The organism is Stenotrophomonas sp. LC732 (genome assembly GCF_052446685.1).
Lineage (GTDB): Bacteria > Pseudomonadota > Gammaproteobacteria > Xanthomonadales > Xanthomonadaceae > Stenotrophomonas > Stenotrophomonas muris.
This window is the reverse complement of the sequence record NZ_CP199214.1, coordinates 255,222-275,335: the sequence shown is the minus strand read 5'-3', so window position 1 is coordinate 275,335 and position 20,114 is coordinate 255,222. Positions and strand designations below refer to the sequence as shown.

Genomic DNA, 20,114 nt, shown 5'->3' with positions numbered 1-20,114 from the left:
GGGCAACAGAGCGTGCATTATCGCCGGCCCGGCGCGCTTGCTAGACTGCGGGCATGTTCGCCAATGCCTCGCTTACCGGCAGCAAGCCGGAACAATACGCCCAGCTGCTGGAACAGGCCCGTGGCCTGGTCTACGCCGAGTCCGACCGCATCGCCAACGCGGCCAACCTCTCCGCACTGGTCTACCACGCCCTGCCCGACCTGAACTGGGTGGGTTTCTACCTGTACGACGGCACGGAGCTGGTGGTCGGCCCGTTCCAGGGCCTGCCGGCCTGCGTGCGCATCCCGCTGGACAAGGGCGTGTGCGGTGCCGCCGCCAGCCAGCGCGTGACCCAGCGCGTGGACGACGTCGATGCCTTCCCCGGCCATATCGCCTGCGATTCGGCCTCGCGTTCGGAACTGGTGGTGCCGCTGCTGCGCGGCGATGAACTGATCGGCGTGTTCGACATCGACAGCCCGAAGATCGGCCGCTTCGATGCCGATGACCAGGCCGGCCTGGAAGCCATCGCCCGCGTGTTCGTCGAGGCGCTGGGATGAGCGCACCGAAGCTGCGCAACATCGGCCCCAAGAGTGCAGCGTGGCTGCGCCAGGTCGGCCTGCGCAGCCGCGAGGACCTGGTTGCGACCGGCGCAGTCGGCGCCTTCGTCAAGGTCAAGCGCGCCGGCTTCAAGCCCAGCCTGAACCTGCTGTACTCGCTGGAAGGCGCGCTGCTGGACTGCCACTGGCAGGAACTGAGCGAGCCGCAGCGTGAGGCGCTGGTGCAGGATTACGAAGCACGCATCGCCGCGCATCCGCTGAAGGCGGCCGGCCCGGCGTCGGGTCCGGTGCATGAGCAGCGCTTCGATGCCGACGATGACGCGGAAGACAGCGTGACCGAGGATGCGGACGAGGATTGACCGCACCGGTAGTGCCGGCCGCTGGCCGGCAACTGCGTGGTCTTTTCAACATTCCTGAGACTGCCGGCCAGCGGCCGGCACTACCGATGGGTTACGGCTGCTGCAGTTCCAGCAGCTCGCCTGCCAGCCCGGCTTCGCCACGTTCCAGCCGTACCCGCAGGCGCGTGCCGTGGTCGATGCGCAGTGCCCAGCACAGCGACATCGGCAGGCCGCAGACCTGCGACAGCACCATGCGCAGCGGGCCGCCATGGCTGACCACCAGCGTTGGCACCGGGTCGTCATCATCGAGCAGTCGATCCAGCGCGCGCGCGATACGCCGCTCGAAGTGGCCCCAGCTCTCACCGTTGGGCGGTGGGTATGCATGCGGATCGGCATGGAAGGCCGCCAGTGCATCCTCCGGCAGGTCGAACAGCGACTGCCCGTCCCAATCGCCGAAATCCAGCTCTTCCCATTCCTCCTCCGCTTCCACGTCCAGCCCGCGCGGGGTGGCCAGGGCCATCGCCGTGTGCAGCGAGCGCAGCCGCGGCGAACTGATCACCCGTTCCCAGGGCTGCGCAGCGTAGGCCTCGACCAGTTCCTGCGGCAGGCGGGCCAGCTGCGGTGGATCGCTGCGGCCATCGAGGAACTCATCGCGACCGTTGCCGGCATGGCGGACCAGGTCGAGGATCATGCGTGCGTCCTGTACAGGCAACGCGGGAACAGCGGAAAACGGGCGGACATCGGCAACGGCACCACGGGATCGAGGGACCATTCTAAGGGCACAGCAAAGGCAGTCGGGTACGCTCGACGCTACGGGCCGCCTGCGATGCCGTAGACTGCGCGCACTTCCAGGTGACCTGCGGCCACGGCCGGCAGGTTGAAACGGGAAGCCGGTGACGCGTGAATCCACGCCAGGCCGGCGCTGCCCCCGCAACGGTAAGCACGTCAGTTCCAGGCAACAACGCCACTGTGCCGCAGGCATGGGAAGGCGCCTGGACGGTGGCCTCGCGCCACCCGGCGGCAAGCCCGGAGACCGGCCCGGAAGCCTCAGGTCGCGGTGCGGTGGGCATGGCGCTGGATGACCGCAGCCTGCGCTGCGGCGTCGGCGCATGCCTGCCTTCGCGGCTCCTCCCCTTCGCCACGCGGGCGTGCGTGGCACCTGGAGTCCCCCATGAAGCTGCAGTCCCGAATGCTGTCCCTGGCCGTGCTGGCCGCCCTGCCCGCGCTGGCCCAGGCCGCCGATGACACCACCGCGCTCGACCAGATCCTGGTCACCGCCACCCGCACCCCGATCGCCCTGCAGGACAGCATCGCACCAGCCCAGGTGATCGACCGCGCGCAGATCGAATCCAGCCAGGCCACCTCGTTGCAGGAACTGCTGCGCGGCCGCGCCGGCATCAACCTGACCAATGCCGGCGGGCTCGGCAAGCAGAGCTCGCTGTTCCTGCGCGGCACCAACTCGGGCCACACCGTGGTGCTGGTCGATGGCGTGCGCATCAACAGTGCCGACCTCGGCCTGGCCATGTACCAGGACCTGCCGCTGGCGCAGATCGAACGCGTGGAAATCGTGCGCGGCCCGCAGTCCAGCCTGTACGGCGCCGACGCCATCGGTGGCGTGATCCAGATCTTCACCCGCCGCAACCAGGGCGATTTTGCTCCGCACTTCCAGCTCGGTGGTGGCAGCAACGGCCTGCGCGAAGCCAGCGGCGGCATCGGAGGTGGCACCGAACGCGGCTGGTTCGGCGCCGACATCGCCTACCAGCATTCCGATGGCGTCGATGCCTGCCGTGGCTCGGCGACGCTGTTCACCGGCTGCTTCGCTGACGAACCCGACCGCGACGGCTACCGCAACCTGTCCAAGAGCCTGCGTGGCGGCTACACCTTCAACGACCAGTGGAATGTGGAAGGCAGTGCGCTGCGCGCCGACGGCAAGAACCACTACGACGGCTATTACAACTACTCGGAAACCCGCCAGCAGGTGCTGGCCGGCAAGGTGCGCTACACCCCGTCCGGGCGCCTGGCGTTCACCGCCAACGTCGGCCGCAGCGACAACGAATCGGACAACTTCGGCGACTTCGGCGCACGCGGCAGCGCGCAGACCCACCGCGACAGCGCCTCGCTGCAGGGTGACTTCACCTTGACCGGAAGCCAGCTGCTGAGCACCGGCGTGGACTGGAGCGAAGACAACCTGGACGGCAGCAGCGCGGGCTACCTCGTCGACAGCCGTCGCAACACCGGCGTGTTCGTGCAGTACCAGGGCCGCTTCGGCCGCCATCAGCTGCAGGCCAGCGCACGCAACGACGACAACCAGCAGTTCGGCAACCATGCCACCGGCAGCCTCGGCTGGGCAATGCAGCTGGACCACGGCCTGCGCGTCAATGCCAGCTACGGCACCGCCTTCAAGGCACCGACCTTCAGCGACCTGTACGACCCGTGGAGCGGCGTGCCGACGTTGAAGCCGGAGAAGTCCAAGAGCGCCAACCTCGGTGTTTCGCAGCAGGGCCAGGGCTGGCATTGGGGCCTGGACGTGTACGAGACCCGCATCGATGACCTGATCACCTACGATGCGTCCACGATGAAAATGCAGCAGGTGGAGAAGGCGCGCATCCGTGGCGCCGAACTGACCGGTGGCGTGCTGCTGGCCGGCTTCGACCTCAACGCGCAGCTGAGCTACACCGACCCGCGCAACCGCACCCATGGCAGCACCCAGTTCGACAACTGGCTGCCGCGCCGTGCACAGCAGACCGCGCGCCTGGACGTCGACCGCCGCTTCGGCGATTTCCGCGCCGGCCTGACCGTGCAGGGTGCGGGCAAGCGCTATGACGATGCCGCCAACGCGGTGAAGGTCGGCGGCTACGGCACGCTGGACCTGCGCGCCGAGTACGCGCTGACGCCGGCGTGGTCGCTGCTGGCACGTGCCGCCAACGTGTTCGACCGCCGCTACGAGACGGTGGCGTGGTTCAACCAGCCCGGCCGCGAGTACCAGCTGAGCGTGCGTTACCAGCCGAAATGAAGGCGCGCGCCGGGCATCGCCCGGCGCCGATCTACTGTAGAGCCGAGCCCATGCTCGGCTCACGCAATGAAGCAGCCGAGCGTGGGCTCGGCTCTACACCCGAACGCCCGCGGCCAGCCCCGGCAACTCACGCAGGTCGTCAATCACCGCCACCGCCTGTGCGGTGGCCAGGTCCAGGCCACGCGGATAACCGTAACGCACCAGTGCGATCGGCATGCCTGCCTCTTCGGCGGCGCGGTAGTCGGTCAACGAATCACCCACCATCAGGCAGGCATCCACCGCCAGCCCGAAGTGCGCAGCGATGTGCCGCAGCGGCTCACCGCTGGGCTTGCGCTGCGGCAGCGAATCGCCGCCCAGTACCAGCGCGAACGCATCACCAATGCCCAGGTGCTGCAGCAGTGGCGGCACCAGCGCTTCGGGCTTGTTGGTGCAGATCGCCAGCGGAACACCGCCTGCACGCAGCTGCATCAGCGCTTCGGCCACGCCATCGAACAGGCGCGGGCTGCGCAGCAGGCACTCACGGTAGTGCGCCATGAACACCGGCATCACTTCGGCCAGGTCGACCTCACGACCCGCGGCATGCACGGCCTGCTCGACCAGGCGGCGCACACCGTCGCCGATCCAGCCCAGAACCGTGGCTTCCGGCACGCGTGCCATGCCGATGTCTTCCAGCGTGCGGTTCAGTGCTTCGGCGATATCAGCTGCGCTGTCGACCAGCGTGCCATCTAGGTCGAACACGACCAGCGGATAGGGATACGACAAGGGACGGCACCTGCACGACGTGGGGCCGCCCATTGTACGCCGCTGGTTTCTGCGCCGATCCGCCTCAACCGATCCGGCGTGCGCGGGTGGCCAGGAACGTGGGCAGGTAGCGGTCGATCAGGAAGCGCGGCTGCGGCTGCCAGTCTTCCATGAAGCGATCAATGACGAACCCCGCATCCAGCTGCCCGCCGATCAGTTCGGTCAGGCTGTGGCCAAAGGTCAGCGCATCGCCGCGGCCGAGTTTCGCCTCACGTTCTGCGGCGGGCAGGTCTTCCAGGTCCGAATAGGGAATGGCGTACTGCGGCCGGATCAGGCCCTGCGCATCGAGCTGCGGATCGCGCGCGCCGACGAACAGCACCGGGTTGTAGAAGCTGGCCATCAACATGCCGTCGCGCGCCAGCACGCGGCGGCATTCGGTCCACACCGGGCGCACGTCGGGTACGTACAGGTTGGAGATCGGATGGAACACCACGTCGAAGCTGTCGTTGGCGAATACGTGCAGGTCGCGCATGTCGCCCTGCACCGTGCGCAGCTGCAGGCCATCGCGCGCCGCCACGCTGCGGTCCTGTTCCAGCTGCCCGTCGGAGAGATCGAACACGGTGACGTCGGCGCCCGCAGCGGCCAGCACCGGTGCCTGCTGGCCCCCGCCCGAGGCCAGGCACAGGATGCGGCGGCCACGCACATCGCCCAGCCAGTCCAATGGCAGCGCGCGTGGGGTCAGATGCACCTGCCAGCGGCCTTCGCGCGCGGCGGCAATGGTTGAACTTTCCACCGGGCGCGACCATTCGCGCACTTCGCTGGCCTGGCGGTCCCAGGCAGCACGGTTGTGGTCGATCAAGGCCTGTCCATGGTTCATGTGTTCTCCTTGCCCGGTGGGCGCCAATCCAGATCCTGGAAGGCCGGGCTGGCGAAACACTCGGCCAGGTAGTCCAGGAATCGCCGCATGATAGCGGGCTGCTGTCGCCGTGACGCGTACACGGCATGAATGCCGAGTTCGTCCAGGCTGAATTCGGGCAGCAGTTCGATCAGCTCGCCGGTACGCAGCAGCGGCGCCACCTGGTAGGTCGGCAGCATGGCGATACCGGCACCGGCCCGCACCGCCTCCAGCAGCAGCGAGGCCTCGTTGGCGCTGATGTTGCCGCCCACCGCCACCGACAGCGAACGGCCGTCTCGGTGCAGCTGCCACAGGCTCTTGCCGACGTAGTGGTGGGTCAGGCAGTTGTGCGCGGCCAGATGCTCGGGAGCAGTCGGCGTGCCGCGTGCCTGCAGGTAGGACGGCGTCGCGCACAGCACCGAGCGGCAGGTGGCCAGCCGCCGCGCGATCAGGCTGGGATCGATCTGGCGCGCGATGCGCACGGCCAGGTCCACCCGCTCCTCCACTAGGTTGACCGTGCGGTCGACCAGCAGCAGCTCGATGCGTGCCGCCGGATGGCGCGCAACAAAGCCGGCCACCGCCCGCGCCAGGTGGCTCTGCCCGAACGACACGCTGGCAGTCACCCGCAGCGTGCCATGCGGCTCGGGATCATCGCTGGCCAGCTCGCCCTGCAGTTCCTCGCCGATCGCCAGCATCTGCCGGAAGCGCGCCAGTGCCGCCTCGCCGGGCCCGGTCAGACTGACCCGGCGCGTGGTCCGGTGCAGCAGGCGTGCGCCCAGCCAGCCCTCGACCTCAGCCAGGTAGCGGCTGACCATCGCCCGCGACATGTCCAGCACCTCTGCCGCCGCGGTCAGGCTGCCGCGCTCGGCCACCTCGACGAACACGGTCATGGCGGTCAATCGGTCCATATGCTCGATCCATGCAACAAACAAGCGCGTTATACGCTGCTTTTCGAGCGACTGCAGCGGCCTAGAGTGGCGCCATTCCCACCCCACAGCGCCCCACGGAGTCCTGCCATGAAGATCGCCCTCGTTGGTTCCACCGGCAACATCGGCCGCCAGATCGCCCGCCACGCGCTGGCCCGCGGCCACGAACTCACCGTCATCGTGCGCAGCGCGCAGGACCTCCCGGCCGAGCTGGCCGGTGCCCATCCGGTGATCGCCTCGCTGGATGACCAGGACGCGCTGATTGCCGCCATCGCCGGCCACGACGTGCTCGCCAGTGCCTACGGCCCGCGCCCGGGCGATGACATCGGCCGCGTCGGCGAGGTCGCCGCGCAGCTGGCGGCTGCCGCGCGCAAGGCCGGCGTGCCGCGCCTGGTGGTGGTTGGCGGTGCCGGCAGCCTGGAAGTCGCACCCGGCGTGCAGCTGGTCGACACCCCCACCTTCCCGGAGGCCTACAAGCCGTACGCGCTGGCCCACCGCGAGGCGTTCAACCGCCTGCAGGCAGTGGACGACCTGGACTGGACCTTCTTCTCGCCGGCCGCCGAAATCGGCCCGGGTGAAGAGCGCGGCCAGTACCGCGTGCAGCCCAAGGCGTTCCTGGCCGATACCAGCGGCCACAGCCGCATCAGCTACGCCGACTATGGCGCGGCGTTCGTCGCCGAGCTGGAAGCGCACGCGTATCCGAAGCAGATCATCACCGCAGCGTATTGATCCACGCACGTCCCATGTAGAGCCAAGCCCGCGCTCGGCTCTACGCGAACATGCAGCCGGGCATTGGCCCGGCTCTACACAAGGAATTCCCATGCGTACCGCTGCCCTGCTGCTTCCCCTCGCCCTGGCCGCCAGCTTCACCAGTGCGCCGCTGCTGGCCGCACCGGCCACCACGGCGCCGGCGGCGGCGACGAAATCCCAGCTGCACCTGCAGACCTTCCATCCCGGCCCGCAGGCAATGTTCTCGGTGTCCTCGGTGCTGATCGAAGGCCGCCACGACGCGATCCTGGTCAATGCGCAGTTTGGTGCCAGCGATGCGCGCAAGCTGGTCGAGCTGATCCGCGCCAGCGGCAAGCAGCTGACCACGATCTACATCAGCCACGGCGATCCGGACTACTACTTCGGCCTGGCCACCCTGCAGGACGCGTTCCCGCAGGCACGCATCGTCGCCACCGCGCAGACCGTCGCCCATATCCAGCAGACCCAGGCCGGCAAGCTGGCCTACTGGGGACCGAAGATGGGTGCCGACGTGCCCGCGCGCATCGTGCTGCCGCAGGTGCTGGATGGCGATGCCCTGCAGCTGGAAGGCCAGCGCCTGCCGCTGATCGGCCTGGATGGCCCGACCCCGGACCGCACGGTGCTGTGGGTGCCGTCGCTGCGCGCGATCGTCGGTGGCATTCCGGTGGTGGCCGGCGAGCACGTGTGGATGGCCGACACGCAGACGCCGAAGTCGCACACCGACTGGCTGCAGACCCTGCAGCGGTTGCAGGCACTGAAGCCGAAGGTGGTGGTGCCGGGGCACTACGCGCCGGGTGCGGCGCTGGATGCCAGTGCGTTGCGCTTCACCGCGGACTACATCCGCGCGTTCGATGCCGAGACGGCAAAGGCCAGGGACAGTACGGCGCTGGTAAAAGCGATGCAGGCGCGCTACCCGAAGCTGGACGGCGTCGCATCGCTGGAGCTGAGCGCGAAGGTGGCCAAGGGCGAGATGCAGTGGCCTTAAGGTAAAGGGTTGTTTTGCAGGGCTGCGCCCTGCACCTGCTCAATGCAACGGCAACAGCTGGATATCTGTGGGTTGGCGGGGTGGGTCCGATGGCAGGGGACGCCGTGAACCCGTCCATGGGGGCTTGGTCGCGGCATCCATGCCGCTCACACCCCCGCAACCGGACCCACCTCGCCTTCGACAGATCTCGGCAATCTGCTGGGGTCGGATCCCGTTGCTGCGCAACGGGCTCTGACCCCGCCTTTGCCGATCAGAGGGATGTGGAATCGTTCGGTCCGTGCTCGAACAATTCCCCCTGCACCACGGCCTCCTTTTCGCGGAACCCACCCAGCCCGACGCCGACCAGGCGGTAACGCGTCTCCGCCGGCAGGTCGACGCGGGCGCGCAGGGCCAGTGCGATGTCGCGCAGTTCTTCCATCGATTCCGGCGGGCGCTCCGGGGTGAAACTGCGGGTGAGGATGCGGAACTGCGCGGTCTTCAGCTTCAGCACCACGGTGTGGCCGACGCGTTCGGTCTTGCGCGTGGCATTCCAGGTCTTCTCCGCCAGTTGCACGATCGCCTCGCCCAGGTCTTCCAGCAGCAGGTCCTCGGCAAAGGTGTCCTCCGAGGAGATCGACTGTACCTGCTGGTCCGGTTCCACCGCCCGCTCGTCAATGCCGCGTGCACGGTTGTACAGGCTGCGGCCGAAACTGCCGAACGCCTCTTCCAGGTCGACCAGGGACCACTGCCGCAGGTCGCCGCAGGTGACGATGCCACGCGCGGCAAGTTTGCCTTCCATCACCTTGCCGACGCCGGGCACCCGGTTCACCGGCAGCGGCAGCAGGAACGCGTCCACCCGCTGCGGTGGAATCACGAACTGGCCATCGGGCTTGCGCCAGTCCGAAGCGATCTTGGCCAGGAACTTGTTCGGCGCGATCCCGGCTGAAGCGGTCAGGTTCGTCTCCTCGCGGATCTGCGCACGGATGGTGCGGGCGATGTCGGTGGCTAGTTCGATGCCGCTCTTCGGCTCGGTCACGTCCAGGTAGGCCTCGTCCAGCGACAACGGCTCGACCAGGTCGGTGTGGCGCAGGAAGATCTCGCGCACCTGGCGTGACACCGCCTTGTAACGTGCAAAGTCCGGCGGCACGAAGATCGCGTCCGGACACAGGCGTTCGGCGCGCAGCGCCGGCATCGCCGAACGCACGCCGAACACGCGTGCCTCGTAGGACGCCGCACACACCACCGAGCGCGCGCCGCGCCATGCCACAACCACCGGCTTGCCGCGCAGTGACGGATCGTCGCGCTGCTCCACCGACGCGTAGAACGCGTCCATGTCGACGTGGATGATCTTGCGCAGTCGGGTCATGTCAGGCGGAAAGGGCGGGGGCGTGTCGAACGGGCCACACGCCGAAGTATGGTCGTTGCACATCAACAGGATGCGCGTATTCCATTGAAAACACTACGGTTGCGTACGGTTGAAATGTTTGATCGGCGAAGTTTCCACGGGCATCCTCGAACGCTTGTTTCCCTGTTTCCCCGCTTCCAGGATTGTGCTTCATGACCCGTCTCCACGCGTTCAACCGCGAACAGCTGCTGGCCAGCGCACGCGGTGAACTGTTCGGCACCGCCGCCGGCCGTTTGCCCAACGATCCGATGCTGATGTTCGACCGCATCACCGACATCCACGAGGACGGCGGACCGCACGGCAAGGGCATGGTACGCGCCGAGCTGGATATCCGCCCGGACCTGTGGTTCTTCGGCTGCCACTTCATCGGCGACCCGGTGATGCCCGGCTGCCTGGGCCTGGACGCCATGTGGCAGCTGACCGGCTTCTTCCTGACCTGGCTGGGTGCCCCAGGCAAGGGCCGCGCACTCGGCTGCGGCGAGGTGAAGTTCACCGGCCAGGTACTGCCGGACGCCAAGCTCGTGCGCTACGAGATCGACATCAGCCGTGTCATCAACCGCAAGCTGGTGATGGCCCAGTCGGACGCCCGCATGTACGTGGATGACCGCGAAATCTACAGCGCGCGCGACCTGCGCGTCGGCCTGTTCACTGAAACCGGGAGCTTCTGATGCGTCGCGTCGTCATCACCGGCATGGGCATCACGTCCTGCCTCGGCAATGATCTGGATACCGTTTCGGCCGCGCTGCGCGAAGGGCGCTCGGGCATCACCGCCTTGGCCGACCATGCCGAAGCGGGCCTGCGCAGCCAGGTCGGCGGTCGCGTCGACCTCGATCTGGAGGCGCTGATCGACCGCAAGCAGAAGCGCTTCATGAGCGACGCGGCGGCCTTCGCTTACCTGTCCATGCGCGATGCCATCGCCGATGCCGGGCTCAGCCCCGAGCAGGTCAGCAACCTGCGCACCGGCCTGATCGCCGGTTCCGGCGGCGGCTCCAGCGAATGGCAGATCGGCGCGGTCGACCTGCTGCGCGAACGTGGCGTGCGCAAGGTCGGCCCGTACATGGTGCCGCGCACGATGTGCTCGACGGTCTCGGCCTGCCTGGCCACGGCCTACCAGATCAAGGGCGTCAGCTACTCGCTGTCGGCCGCCTGCGCGACCTCGGCGCACTGCATCGGCGCTGCCGCGGACATGATCCGCCACGGTGCGCAGGACATCATGTTCGCCGGTGGCGGTGAAGACCTGCACTGGTCGATGAGCGTGATGTTCGATGCGATGGGCGCGCTGTCGACCAGCTTCAACGAGACCCCGGCCAGCGCCTCGCGTCCGTACGACAAGGACCGCGACGGCTTCGTCATCGCCGGTGGCGGCGGCATGCTGGTGCTGGAGGACTACGACCACGCCGTTGCGCGTGGCGCGCACATCCATGCCGAGCTGATCGGCTACGGCGTGACCTCCGATGGCGCCGACATGGTCGCGCCGTCCGGCGAGGGCGCGGTGCGCTGCATGAAGATGGCACTGCAGGGCGTCGATCGCCCGCTGGACTACCTCAACACCCACGGCACCTCGACCCCGCTGGGCGATGTCACCGAGCTCAACGCGATCCGTGAAGTGTTCGGCGATGCGGTACCACCGCTGTCCTCGACCAAGGCGCTGTCCGGCCATTCGCTGGGCGCGGCCAGCGTGCACGAGGCGATCTACTGCCTGCTGATGATGCGCGATGGCTTCGTCGCCGGTTCGGCCAACATCGGCGAGCTGGACCCGAAGGTGGAGAGCTTCCCGATCCTGCGCGAAAGCCGCGAGCAGAAGCTGGACACGGTGATGTCCAACAGCTTCGGCTTCGGTGGCACCAACGCTGCGCTGGTGTTCGGGCGGGTGTGATTGAACAGGTGTGCCGACCAACGGTCGGCACCCACCAGAAGATGTGAAGCCGAGCCCATGCCCGGCTCAGTGCCAACCAAGGTCGGCAGCCACCGCTACTTCGGCAGCAGCGGCAGCAGCAGGGCGTGCGCGTCCACCAGCGAGCCGACGATGCGGTGGCCCAGTGCGCGCAGCTCTTCATCCGGATGCACCAGGTCCGGCACCTGGATCACGGTCATGCCGGCGGCCAGTGCGGCCCGCGTGCCGGCCGGTGAATCTTCCAGCGCCAGGCAACGTTCGGGCGCCTGGCCCAGCCGCTGCGCGGCCAGCAGGTAGATATCCGGCGCCGGCTTCGGCCGCGCCACATCACCACTGGTGATCACGGCATCGAAGTACGGCAGCAGGCCTGCGGCCGCCAACTTGCGGTTGGCGCGCGGCTGCCGCGTGGTGGTCGCCACCGCACGCGGTACCGCGTGCGCCTTCAGCAGCTCCAGCAGCTCCAGGATGCCCGGCCGCAGCGGCAGCCCGGTCTGCGTGCGTGCTTCGTACAGCTCATGGCAACGTGCCGCCACCGCGTCGATCAGGCTGTCCTCGATGCCCTGCGCGCGCAGCAACGCATGCGTATCGTGGTCGCCGAGGCCGACCATGCGCAGGAACACCGCTTCCTCCAGGCCCAGCCCGAATTCGTCGGCGGCCTCGCTCCAGCAGGCCAGCGAGACCCGCTCGCTGTCGATCATCAAACCGTCCATGTCGAAGATGACGGCGTCGGGCAGGAACGGCAGCGCAGCGAAGGGGGTCATGGAGCGAACAACGTATCCAGGTCGGTGGAAGTGAGCTGCCGCCATTGCCCTTCGTCCAGCCCCTGCAGGTCCAGCCCGCCGACGCGGCTGCGGTGCAGGGCCTGCACGTGGTTGCCGGTGGCGGCGAACATGCGGCGTACCTGATGGTAGCGGCCTTCATGCAGCACCAGGCGTGCGCGACGCGCCTCCAGCACTTCGAGTTCAGCCGGCAGCAGGGGCGTCTTCTCGGACTCCAGCATCAGCGTGCCGCTGGCGAACAACGCCACTTCGTCGCCGCGCAGGTCCTCGCTCAACTCGACTTCGTAGACCTTCGGCAGCTTCGACTTCGGCGAGATGATCCGGTGCAGCAGGCCGCCATCGTCGGTCAGCAGCAGCAGGCCACTGGTCTCGCGGTCGAGGCGGCCCACCGTGGACAGCACCGGATCACGGTCGCGGAAGCGCGGCGGCAGCAGGTCGTAGATCAGGCGGCCGGTGTCCTTGGTCGAACAGGTGTAGCCGGCGGGCTTGTGCAGCGCGATCGACAGCCCCACCGGCGGGTCCAGCGGCTCGCCATCGACGCGGATCGCCTCGTGCGGCACCTGGTCATCGGCGTACAGCACCTCACCGTCGGCGTCGGTGACGCGGCCTTCGCGGAACATCCACTGCACCTGCTTGCGGCTGCCATAGCCCAGGTTGGCGATGAGCTTGACCAGCTTCACTTGCCCTTCCCCTTCACTGCTTCAACCAGCTTGAAACCGTCGCGCTCGGCGACCACGCGCACCGCACCGAAGCTGTCGTTGAGGGTGTGCTCGTACGGCAGATGGCGGTTGGCCACCACGTACAGGCGCCCGCCCGGGCGCAGCGCCTGCGCGGCCACGGCGATGAAGCGCTGGCCGATGTCCGGGCGGTCGGCACGCGACGGCGTGTGGAACGGCGGGTTGCTGATGATGACGTCGTAGCCCGGCTCGATGCCGGCGGTGACGTCGCGCCACAGGAAGCGCAGCGGCAGCGCGCGCGGCGGCGGCGCCAGGTTCAGTTCGGCCAGGGCCAGCGCACGCTGCTCGGCCTCGTACAGGTCCAGCGCGGTGATCTTCGGGCAGCGTTCCAGCAGCTCGCGCGAGAGATAGCCGTAGCCTGCGCCAAGGTCGGCGGCGCGGCCGGCCAGGTCGGCCGGCAGGTGCTCGGCCAGCAGCGCCGATGCCGGATCGATGCGGTCCCAGGCGAACACGCCCGGGCGGCTGAGGAAGCGTCCGCCCATGATCGGGCGCACCGCATCCAGCGCCGACCAGCGCTTGGCCAGGTCGGCGTCGTGCTGGCCCTGCAGCGGGGCGGTCCAGTACACGCGGCAGTGGTTCTTGGTCAGGCAGCCGCCGAGACCGGCCAGCTGCTTGAGGTCGCCTTCACCGGAGCGCGCGCCTTCGTTGTTGGACTGGCAGGCGACGATACGGCCGCCCTCGGCGACCAGCGCCAGCGCGCGGGCGAACAGCGCACGGGCTTCTTCACGCTGGCGCGGCGGCAGCACCAGCACCAGCGGGTAACGGCACTTGCCGGCCACATCGTCCAGCTGGCCGCTGACGGTCCAGCCGGCGGCCTGCTGCAGCGGCTGCGCGAACGGGGCAAAGCTCTGTTCGCAGTGCAGCTCGCGGTTGCCGGCCGCTTCGCGCAGCGGCCAGCCATCGCGGGCACGCAGGAAAGCCACCGGGCCCTCCGGCCAGCGCAGGGCGCCTTGGGAGAACGGCAGGAGCAGGGTCTGCAGGGGGGCGTCGTCGCTGGAGGCCATCGGCGCGGGTACTTCAAGCGTGAGGGCCGTCCATTGTACCGGCTTGGCCGGGCCGGCCCCGGCAGGCCGCTTTGCGAAACCCGAACGGGGCCTTGATCTGCCAGAAACATTGAAACGTTCAGGGTAGAGGCTCCCCCGGAAACCCAGGAGAACCTGCATGCGAGCCTTGTTCGTCGGTGGCGTGGTCGACAACAGTGAAATGGACCTGGAAGGCAGCCATCCGCCCGTGCACTACCCCGAGGACACCGGCGGCGGCCACTCGCGCTACCGGCTGCACCAGGTCGGCCATGGCGCCGATGGCAGCGTGGCCTACGCCGTCTACGGGGCACCGGACCTGGCCGATGACGAGGTGGCGAGGGTTGCAGAGGAGCGGGCGTACGCACGCCGATTCGAGGCGACGCCGACCCTGTTCGAGCATTGACACACCGGTAGCGCCCGAGCCCACGCTCGGGCGACGGCGCAGCCGAGCGTGGGCTCGGCTCTACATCCGATCAAGGCGCCTTGGGTGGCAGGCGGTTGATGCTGGCGATTTCATCCAGCCACACGTGGTGCTGCTGCACCGGCGTGTCGTAGTCATCCAGGCGCAACTGGCCGTTGCTGCCTTCATCACCAGCGACGTTGCGGTACTGCTGCACGGTTGGCCTCACGGCCACCGTGCCGAGCAGGCGGCGGCCATCGTGCAGAATCAGTTCCACCTGCGTTTCGCCTTCCAGCTGCGGCAGCAGGGCTTCCAGGCGCGCGATCTGCGCCGGATCGGTATGGATACGGGGAGCTATGCGGGACATCGGCGACCTCCTGCATGCAGGGTCGCCGATCGGCCGTGAATGCTCAGTGCAGCGCGCTGTCCGCGCGGGGTACCTGCACCTTGCGTACCGCAGCCACCAGCTGCGCCACCGAGTACGGCTTGGCCACGTGTTCCTGGAAACCCGACGCCAGCGCACGGCGGCGGTCATCGGCACGCGCCAGCGCGGTGACGGCGACCGCGGGCAGGGTCGTGGCATCCACGCCCATGTCCTCGCGCAGCGTGCGCACCAGGCCATAACCATCCATGCCCGGCATGCCGATGTCGGTCAGCATCACGTGGTACTGCAGATGGCCGGTGTCGGCCAGCAACGCCAGCGCCTCACCGGCCGAACTGGCCGCCGACACGCTGGCGCCCTGCTCTTCCAGCATGCGCCGCAGGTACTCCAGCACTTCCGGCTGGTCTTCCACCGCCAGCACGTGCATGCCGCGCAGCGGATACGGCTCGACGATCACCGGTTCCAGGATCGGCCCGCTGATCACTTCGCGCAGCGGGCGCCGCTCGGCATCGGGAAGGTGCTGCGGCAGGCGCACGGTGAACGTAGCGCCATGGCCGTGCCCCTCGCTGGCCGCGGCGACCGTGCCGCCATGCAGTTCGACCAGCTGCTGCACGATCGCCAGGCCCAGTCCCAGTCCACCATGGCGCCGGGTGGTGGTGCCATCGGCCTGGCGGAAGCGGCTGAACAGGTGATTGAGGAATTCGGGTGCGATGCCATCACCGGTGTCGCGCACGGTGATCTCCCAATGGTTGCCGTCGGCCCGCAGCTGCAGGTCGATGCGGCCTTCAGCCGGGGTGAACTTGATCGCGTTCGAGAGCAGGTTCCAGAACACCTGCTGCAGGCGCGTGGCATCGCCCAGCACCAGGCTCGGCTGTTCGGGCAGCTGCAGGTGCACGTCCAGTGCCTTGCCTTCGGCCACCAGTTCCTGCGCGCCGATGGCCTCGCCCAGCACCGTGCGCAGGTCCAGCACTTCCACCTCCAGCTGCACCTTGCCCAGCAGCATGCTGCTGAGGTCCAGCATGTCCGAGATCAGCCGCTTCTGCGCACCGGCGCTGTTGGCGATCACGTTCAGGCCCTTGTACAGAGGGCTGGTGTTGTCCACGCGCTGCAGCAGCAGCTCACTCCAGCCGAGGATGGTGGTCAGCGGCGTACGCAGTTCATGCGACAGCGTGGCCAGGAACTCGTCCTTCAGCCGCGCCATGTTCTCCGCAGCGCTGCGCGCGGCACGCTCGGACTGCAGCAGTTCCTCGCGGGCCAGTTCGATCTCGCGGCGTTCGGTCACGTCCGGGCTGCTGCCGGCCAGGCCGATGAAGCGGCCCATCCGCGAGAAACGCGGGCGTGCGTTCATCTCCAGCCAACGCCACTGGCCATCGGCGCGCCGCGCACGCACCAGCGCGTGCATCGAACGCTGCGCCTTCAGCGCTTCCTGCAGTTCGTATTCGAATACCGACGCATCGTCCGGATGCACCAGGCCGCGCCAGACATCTTCCGGCACACGCGTCTCGTCGCCACCGAAGAACTCGCTGAAGGCGCTGTTGACGAAACGGGCATGGCCGCGCTCGTCGAGCACCCACACCGGCATCGGCAGGCCATCGGCCAGCGCGCTGAAGCGCGCTTCGCTCTCGCCCAGCTCCACTTCCATCTGCTTGCGTGCGGTGATGTCGAAGAACAGGATGCCGACCTTGTCCTCGCCTGGCCGGCCCACGCGCACCGCGTCGACCGCGAACGAACGACCCAGCGCACGCGCTTCCATCTCGAACTGGGCGGGACGGCCGCTGCGTGCGACCTCGCCGTAGATACGGAACCAGTCCTGCTCATGGTTGGGTTCCAGCTCGGTCATGCGCTGTCCACGCGCATCCTTCAGCCCGGTGTGGCGCTCGAAGGCATCGTTGACCTCGAGGAAACGATAGTCGACCGCACGATCGCCCTCGAACAGCACCTGGATCACGCAGAAACCAGCGTTGATGCGCTCAAGCACGCCATGATGCAGGTCGGGTTCGGGCGCCTGCACCATCATCGGTGGGCGCTCCACGAGGGGCGGCAGTGTGGACAAGGGCGTCTGGACGGGCCGGATTGGAAGCACAGCATCTTCCAAAGCGCGTATTCACAGCGTCAAGCGCCGTCAGTCATGGTTGACGACGATGAATTGGCGGCAACCGCTCTTGTCGGTGTCGCAATCGGCCGTTGCGGTGGCTGGAAAGCGGGATCACACTCGATCTATAAATCGCATCGTCCCCGTCGATGGGGCGCAGGAGACCGTCATGAACCGCTCGTTGGCCACTGCCCTGCTGCTGGCAGGCGCCCTCATGGCGGGCAGCGCGAACGCCGCGCCGCGCGCCGTCACCGATCCGGATGCGCCCCGCGCGCTGCAGGCCAATGGCCCGGTCAGCGTGAAGTGGGACGATCCAGCCGGATTCACCGAAATCCGCCAGAGCACCAACCGCTTCGAGGCCGAACGCGGCAACTGGGTGCAGCAGCTGGCCAGCTACGTGCAGACCACGGCGGCCAAACCGCTGCCAGCCCGGGCAGACCCTGGACGTGACCCTGGTCGACATCAAGCGCGCCGGCGACTACGAGCCCTGGCACGGCCCGCGCGGCAGCGACATCCGGATCATGCGCGACATCTATCCGCCGCGGATCACCCTGCAGTACACGCTGAAGGACGCCAGTGGTCGCATCGTCGATGAGGGAGAAGCCAAGCTCAGCGACACCGGCTACCTGCACAACCTGGGGCTGAAGAGCGACAGCGATCCGCTGCGCTACGAGAAGCGCCTGATCGACGACTGGGTGAAGCGCGAGCTGAGCACGCGGGCTACTGCTGCACGATGATTCCGGGCAGCTCTACCTGCCGGCAGGTGTCGACCTTGGTCGACACGCATTGCACGGTGCCGACCAAGGTCGGCTGCTACCAGAGCCGAGCGCGGGCTCGGCTCTACACGTAGACTTTCGCCACGCGCTTGACCGCGCACGGCAGCTGGTAGGCACTCACGCCGCAGCGCGGCGCCAGTTCCGACAGCGTCGGCGCAGAACCCCACAGTTCCACCACACTGCCGATGCCGGCCTGCGCATGCGCGGTCAGGTCCACCGTCAGCATGTCCATCGACACGCGCCCGATCAGTACGCCGGGCTGGCCATCGATCAGTACCGGCGTGCCGTTGGGGGCGAACTGCGGATAACCGTCGGCATAGCCAAGCGCGACCACGCCCACGCGGGTGCGCGCCTTGGCCACGAAGCGTGCGCCATAGCCCACCGGCTCACCGGCCTCGATCCAGCGCTCGGCAATCACCTTCGACTGCATCGTCATCACCGGGCGCAGGCGCTGGGTCAGCGCGGTGTTGTCCGGCAGCGGATTGGCGCCGTACAGCATCAGGCCCGGGCGCACCCAGTCGCTGCGTACATCCGGCCAGCCCAGCAGTGCCGGCGAATTGCACACGCTGGTCTCGCCGTCCAGGCCGTCGATGGCGCGCGCGAAGGTCGCCGCCTGTTCATGGGTGCGTTCGCTGTCCAGCTCGTCGGCACGCGCCAGGTGGGTCATCAGCACGATGCGCTCGACCTGCGGCAGCGCCGACAGGCGTGCATGCGCGGCGCGGAAGCTGTCCACGTCCAGGCCGAGGCGATGCATGCCGCTGTCCAGCTTCAGCCACACGGTCAGCGGGCGCGGGCTGTCGAATGCGACCAGCGCTTCCAGCTGCCACGGCGAGCCCACCGCGAACCAGAAATCGTGCTCGGCCACCAGCGCCATGTCACTGGGTTCGAAGATGCCTTCCAGCAGCAGGATCGGCGCACGGATCCCGGCCTGGCGCAGTTCCAGCGCCTCTTCGATGGTGGCCACGCCGAAACCATCAGCCTCGCCTTCCAGCGCCTGTGCACAGCGCACCGCGCCATGGCCATAGGCATCGGCCTTGATGATCGCCAGGGCCTTGCCACCGCCCAGTTCACGGGCAAGCCGGTAATTGCTGCGCAGGGCGCCCAGATCGATCAGCGCGCGGGCAGGACGCATGTGCGGTTCTCATGTTGCGGGGCGTGACCGTACTGGCCGTAGCGGAAAATATCCAGGCCTTCGGTGCTGATCTGCGGCTGGCGCGCGCTCATCAGGTCGGCCAGGTAACGGCCCGAGCCGCAGGCCATGGTCCAGCCCAGGGTGCCGTGGCCGGTGTTGAGGTACAGGTTGCGGAACGGCGTGGCGCCGATCACCGGCGTGCCGTCCGGCGTGGCCGGGCGCAGGCCTGTCCAGAACTGTGCGCGCGACAGGTCGCCGCCCTTCGGGTAGAGGTCGCTGACCACCAGCTCCAGGGTCTCGCGACGACGCTGCGACAGCGACAGGTCGAAACCGGCCACTTCGGCCATGCCACCGACGCGGATGCGGTCGTCGAAGCGGGTGACCGCCACCTTGTAGCTCTCGTCGAGGATGGTCGAGGTCGGCGCCATCGCCGGGTCGGTGATCGGCAGGGTCAGCGAATAGCCCTTCAGCGGGTACACCGGCAGGCGCATGCCCAGCGGTGCGACCAGCGCCGGCGAATAGCTGCCGAGCGCGACCACGAAGCGGTCGGCGGTTTCCCGCTTGCCGTCGATGCGCACGCCGGTGATGCGGTCGCCCTCGAACTCCAGGCCGGTGATGTCCTGGTCGAAGCGGAACTCGACGCCGGCGTCCACGCACATCTGCGCCAGGCGCCGGGTGAACAGCTGGCAGTCGCCGGTCTGGTCACGCGGCAGGCGCAGCGCGCCGACCAGGCCGTCGACATGGGCCAGGGCCGGTTCGGCCTGGATGATGCCGGCGCGGTCCAGCACCTCGTACGGCACGCCGTACTGGGCCAGGATCTCGATGTCCTGCGCCGAGGCATCCAGCTGCTGCTGGGTGCGGAACAGCTGCGTGGTGCCCAGGTCGCGGCCTTCGAACTCGATGCCGATCTGCGCGCGCAGCTCGTTCAGGCAGTCGCGGCTGTACTCGGACATGCGCACCATGCGCGCCTTGTTGATCGCGTAGCGCTCGTGGGTGCAGTTGCGCAGCATCTGCCACAGCCAGCGGTACTGGGCCAGGTCCATGCCCGGCTTGATCGCCAGCGGCGCGTGCTTCTCGAACAGCCAGCCGATGGCCTTCTTCGGCACGCCCGGGGCTGCCCACGGCGAGGTGTAGCCGAACGACAGCTGGCCAGCATTGGCGAAGCTGGTCTCCAGCGCCGGGCCGGGTTGGCGGTCGATGACCGTGACTTCAAACCCGGCCTGTCGCAGGTACCAGGCACTGGTGGTGCCGATCACGCCGCTGCCGAGAACTAGGACTCGCATGGGACTTCTCCAACCCGATCATTCCCTGCACTGGAGCGTGCCGGGACCATAA

The 20,114-nt window shown here is 68.1% G+C and carries 21 protein-coding genes, 1 pseudogene and 1 riboswitch; of the genes and pseudogenes, 9 read left to right on the top strand and 13 right to left on the bottom strand.

Annotated features, from left to right (window positions below; all coding sequences use genetic code 11):
- The first annotated feature begins 53 nt into the window (after positions 1-53).
- Together ACT6SE_RS01395 and ACT6SE_RS01390 are read left to right on the top strand one after the other, a co-directional pair.
- Entirely contained in the window at positions 54-536 is a 483-nt protein-coding gene (locus tag ACT6SE_RS01395) for a GAF domain-containing protein (protein ID WP_014645821.1), read from the top strand.
- A complete protein-coding gene (locus tag ACT6SE_RS01390; RefSeq protein ID WP_014645820.1) occupies positions 533-895 on the top strand; it encodes a TfoX/Sxy family protein in 363 nt (120 codons plus the stop codon). Before ACT6SE_RS01395 ends, ACT6SE_RS01390 begins: the two co-directional genes overlap by 4 nt.
- A 91-nt stretch (positions 896-986) precedes the next feature.
- Here ACT6SE_RS01390 and ACT6SE_RS01385 read toward each other — a convergent pair whose 3' ends face one another.
- Positions 987-1,565: a histidine phosphatase family protein gene (locus ACT6SE_RS01385; RefSeq protein WP_014645819.1), complete on the bottom strand. Its 579-nt coding sequence runs from the start codon at positions 1,563-1,565 to the stop codon at positions 987-989.
- A gap of 142 nt (positions 1,566-1,707) precedes the next feature.
- Positions 1,708-1,930, top strand: a riboswitch (cobalamin riboswitch).
- Between the two features lie 115 nt (positions 1,931-2,045).
- Here ACT6SE_RS01385 and btuB point away from each other — a divergent pair.
- Positions 2,046-3,887, top strand: coding sequence for a TonB-dependent vitamin B12 receptor (gene btuB / locus ACT6SE_RS01380; protein ID WP_046428665.1), 1,842 nt, complete (start codon positions 2,046-2,048; stop codon positions 3,885-3,887).
- 93 nt (positions 3,888-3,980) lie between these two features.
- Here btuB and gph read toward each other — a convergent pair whose 3' ends face one another.
- The 3 genes from gph to ACT6SE_RS01365 all read right to left on the bottom strand — a co-directional run bounded on the left by gph (position 3,981) and on the right by ACT6SE_RS01365 (position 6,431).
- Positions 3,981-4,649 carry a phosphoglycolate phosphatase gene (gene gph / locus ACT6SE_RS01375; protein ID WP_046428663.1) on the bottom strand — a complete coding sequence of 223 codons (669 nt, stop codon included), beginning with the start codon at positions 4,647-4,649 and terminating at the stop codon, positions 3,981-3,983.
- 64 nt (positions 4,650-4,713) lie between these two features.
- Positions 4,714-5,505: a class I SAM-dependent methyltransferase gene (locus tag ACT6SE_RS01370; protein WP_014645816.1), complete on the bottom strand. Its 792-nt coding sequence runs from the start codon at positions 5,503-5,505 to the stop codon at positions 4,714-4,716.
- Positions 5,502-6,431 (bottom strand): LysR family transcriptional regulator, encoded by a 930-nt coding sequence (locus ACT6SE_RS01365; RefSeq protein WP_014645815.1) that lies wholly within the window; start codon positions 6,429-6,431, stop codon positions 5,502-5,504. Before ACT6SE_RS01365 ends, ACT6SE_RS01370 begins: the two co-directional genes overlap by 4 nt.
- 108 nt (positions 6,432-6,539) lie before the next feature.
- On the opposite strand from ACT6SE_RS01365, the gene ACT6SE_RS01360 reads away from it, so the two are divergent.
- Together ACT6SE_RS01360 and ACT6SE_RS01355 are read left to right on the top strand one after the other, a co-directional pair.
- Positions 6,540-7,178 carry an NAD(P)-dependent oxidoreductase gene (locus ACT6SE_RS01360; RefSeq protein WP_046428659.1) on the top strand — a complete coding sequence of 213 codons (639 nt, stop codon included), beginning with the start codon at positions 6,540-6,542 and terminating at the stop codon, positions 7,176-7,178.
- Between the two features lie 91 nt (positions 7,179-7,269).
- The gene (locus tag ACT6SE_RS01355; RefSeq protein WP_046428657.1) at positions 7,270-8,181 is read left to right on the top strand and encodes an MBL fold metallo-hydrolase; all 912 of its coding nucleotides are present in this window, start codon (positions 7,270-7,272) and stop codon (positions 8,179-8,181) included.
- A gap of 250 nt (positions 8,182-8,431) precedes the next feature.
- On the opposite strand, the gene dinB is transcribed toward ACT6SE_RS01355, so the two are convergent.
- Both dinB and ACT6SE_RS01345 read right to left on the bottom strand, forming a co-directional pair.
- Positions 8,432-9,526, bottom strand: a complete 1,095-nt coding sequence (gene dinB, locus ACT6SE_RS01350; RefSeq protein WP_046428654.1) for a DNA polymerase IV — start codon at positions 9,524-9,526, stop codon at positions 8,432-8,434.
- 1 nt (position 9,527) lies between these two features.
- Entirely contained in the window at positions 9,528-9,719 is a 192-nt protein-coding gene (locus ACT6SE_RS01345; protein WP_141098624.1) for a hypothetical protein, read from the bottom strand.
- On the opposite strand from ACT6SE_RS01345, the gene fabA reads away from it, so the two are divergent.
- Together fabA and fabB are read left to right on the top strand one after the other, a co-directional pair.
- Positions 9,718-10,233 (top strand): 3-hydroxyacyl-[acyl-carrier-protein] dehydratase FabA, encoded by a 516-nt coding sequence (gene fabA, locus ACT6SE_RS01340; RefSeq protein WP_014035851.1) that lies wholly within the window; start codon positions 9,718-9,720, stop codon positions 10,231-10,233. The two genes, ACT6SE_RS01345 and fabA, sit on opposite strands and share 2 nt — an antisense overlap.
- Complete coding sequence (fabB, locus tag ACT6SE_RS01335) at positions 10,233-11,441, top strand: beta-ketoacyl-ACP synthase I (protein WP_014645811.1); 1,209 nt, start codon at positions 10,233-10,235, stop codon at positions 11,439-11,441. Before fabA ends, fabB begins: the two co-directional genes overlap by 1 nt.
- Before the next feature lie 95 nt (positions 11,442-11,536).
- Here the strand turns inward: fabB and ACT6SE_RS01330 are convergent, their stop codons facing one another.
- The 3 genes from ACT6SE_RS01330 to ACT6SE_RS01320 are packed head-to-tail and all read right to left on the bottom strand — an operon-like array spanning position 11,537 to position 13,979.
- Positions 11,537-12,220, bottom strand: coding sequence for an HAD family hydrolase (locus ACT6SE_RS01330; RefSeq protein WP_046428651.1), 684 nt, complete (start codon positions 12,218-12,220; stop codon positions 11,537-11,539).
- Entirely contained in the window at positions 12,217-12,918 is a 702-nt protein-coding gene (locus ACT6SE_RS01325; protein WP_014645809.1) for a pseudouridine synthase, read from the bottom strand. Before ACT6SE_RS01325 ends, ACT6SE_RS01330 begins: the two co-directional genes overlap by 4 nt.
- Complete coding sequence (locus ACT6SE_RS01320; RefSeq protein ID WP_046428647.1) at positions 12,915-13,979, bottom strand: class I SAM-dependent methyltransferase; 1,065 nt, start codon at positions 13,977-13,979, stop codon at positions 12,915-12,917. Before ACT6SE_RS01320 ends, ACT6SE_RS01325 begins: the two co-directional genes overlap by 4 nt.
- 157 nt (positions 13,980-14,136) lie before the next feature.
- On the opposite strand from ACT6SE_RS01320, the gene ACT6SE_RS01315 reads away from it, so the two are divergent.
- The gene (locus tag ACT6SE_RS01315) at positions 14,137-14,400 is read left to right on the top strand and encodes a hypothetical protein (protein ID WP_005407925.1); all 264 of its coding nucleotides are present in this window, start codon (positions 14,137-14,139) and stop codon (positions 14,398-14,400) included.
- A gap of 70 nt (positions 14,401-14,470) precedes the next feature.
- Here ACT6SE_RS01315 and ACT6SE_RS01310 read toward each other — a convergent pair whose 3' ends face one another.
- Together ACT6SE_RS01310 and ACT6SE_RS01305 are read right to left on the bottom strand one after the other, a co-directional pair.
- Entirely contained in the window at positions 14,471-14,764 is a 294-nt protein-coding gene (locus ACT6SE_RS01310; protein WP_032959238.1) for a DUF3247 family protein, read from the bottom strand.
- Positions 14,765-14,807: 43 nt separating this feature from the next.
- Positions 14,808-16,796: a hybrid sensor histidine kinase/response regulator gene (locus tag ACT6SE_RS01305; protein ID WP_014645806.1), complete on the bottom strand. Its 1,989-nt coding sequence runs from the start codon at positions 16,794-16,796 to the stop codon at positions 14,808-14,810.
- Between the two features lie 244 nt (positions 16,797-17,040).
- On the opposite strand from ACT6SE_RS01305, the pseudogene ACT6SE_RS01300 reads away from it, so the two are divergent.
- A pseudogene (locus ACT6SE_RS01300) lies at positions 17,041-17,608 on the top strand (DUF3016 domain-containing protein).
- Positions 17,609-17,711: 103 nt separating this feature from the next.
- On the opposite strand, the gene alr reads toward ACT6SE_RS01300, so the two are convergent.
- Together alr and ACT6SE_RS01290 are read right to left on the bottom strand one after the other, a co-directional pair.
- Positions 17,712-18,779: an alanine racemase gene (gene alr, locus ACT6SE_RS01295; protein ID WP_046428645.1), complete on the bottom strand. Its 1,068-nt coding sequence runs from the start codon at positions 18,777-18,779 to the stop codon at positions 17,712-17,714.
- Positions 18,758-20,062, bottom strand: a complete 1,305-nt coding sequence (locus tag ACT6SE_RS01290) for a D-amino acid dehydrogenase (RefSeq protein WP_032959242.1) — start codon at positions 20,060-20,062, stop codon at positions 18,758-18,760. The genes alr and ACT6SE_RS01290 overlap by 22 nt, the downstream gene beginning before the upstream one ends.
- Positions 20,063-20,114 lie beyond the last annotated feature (52 nt).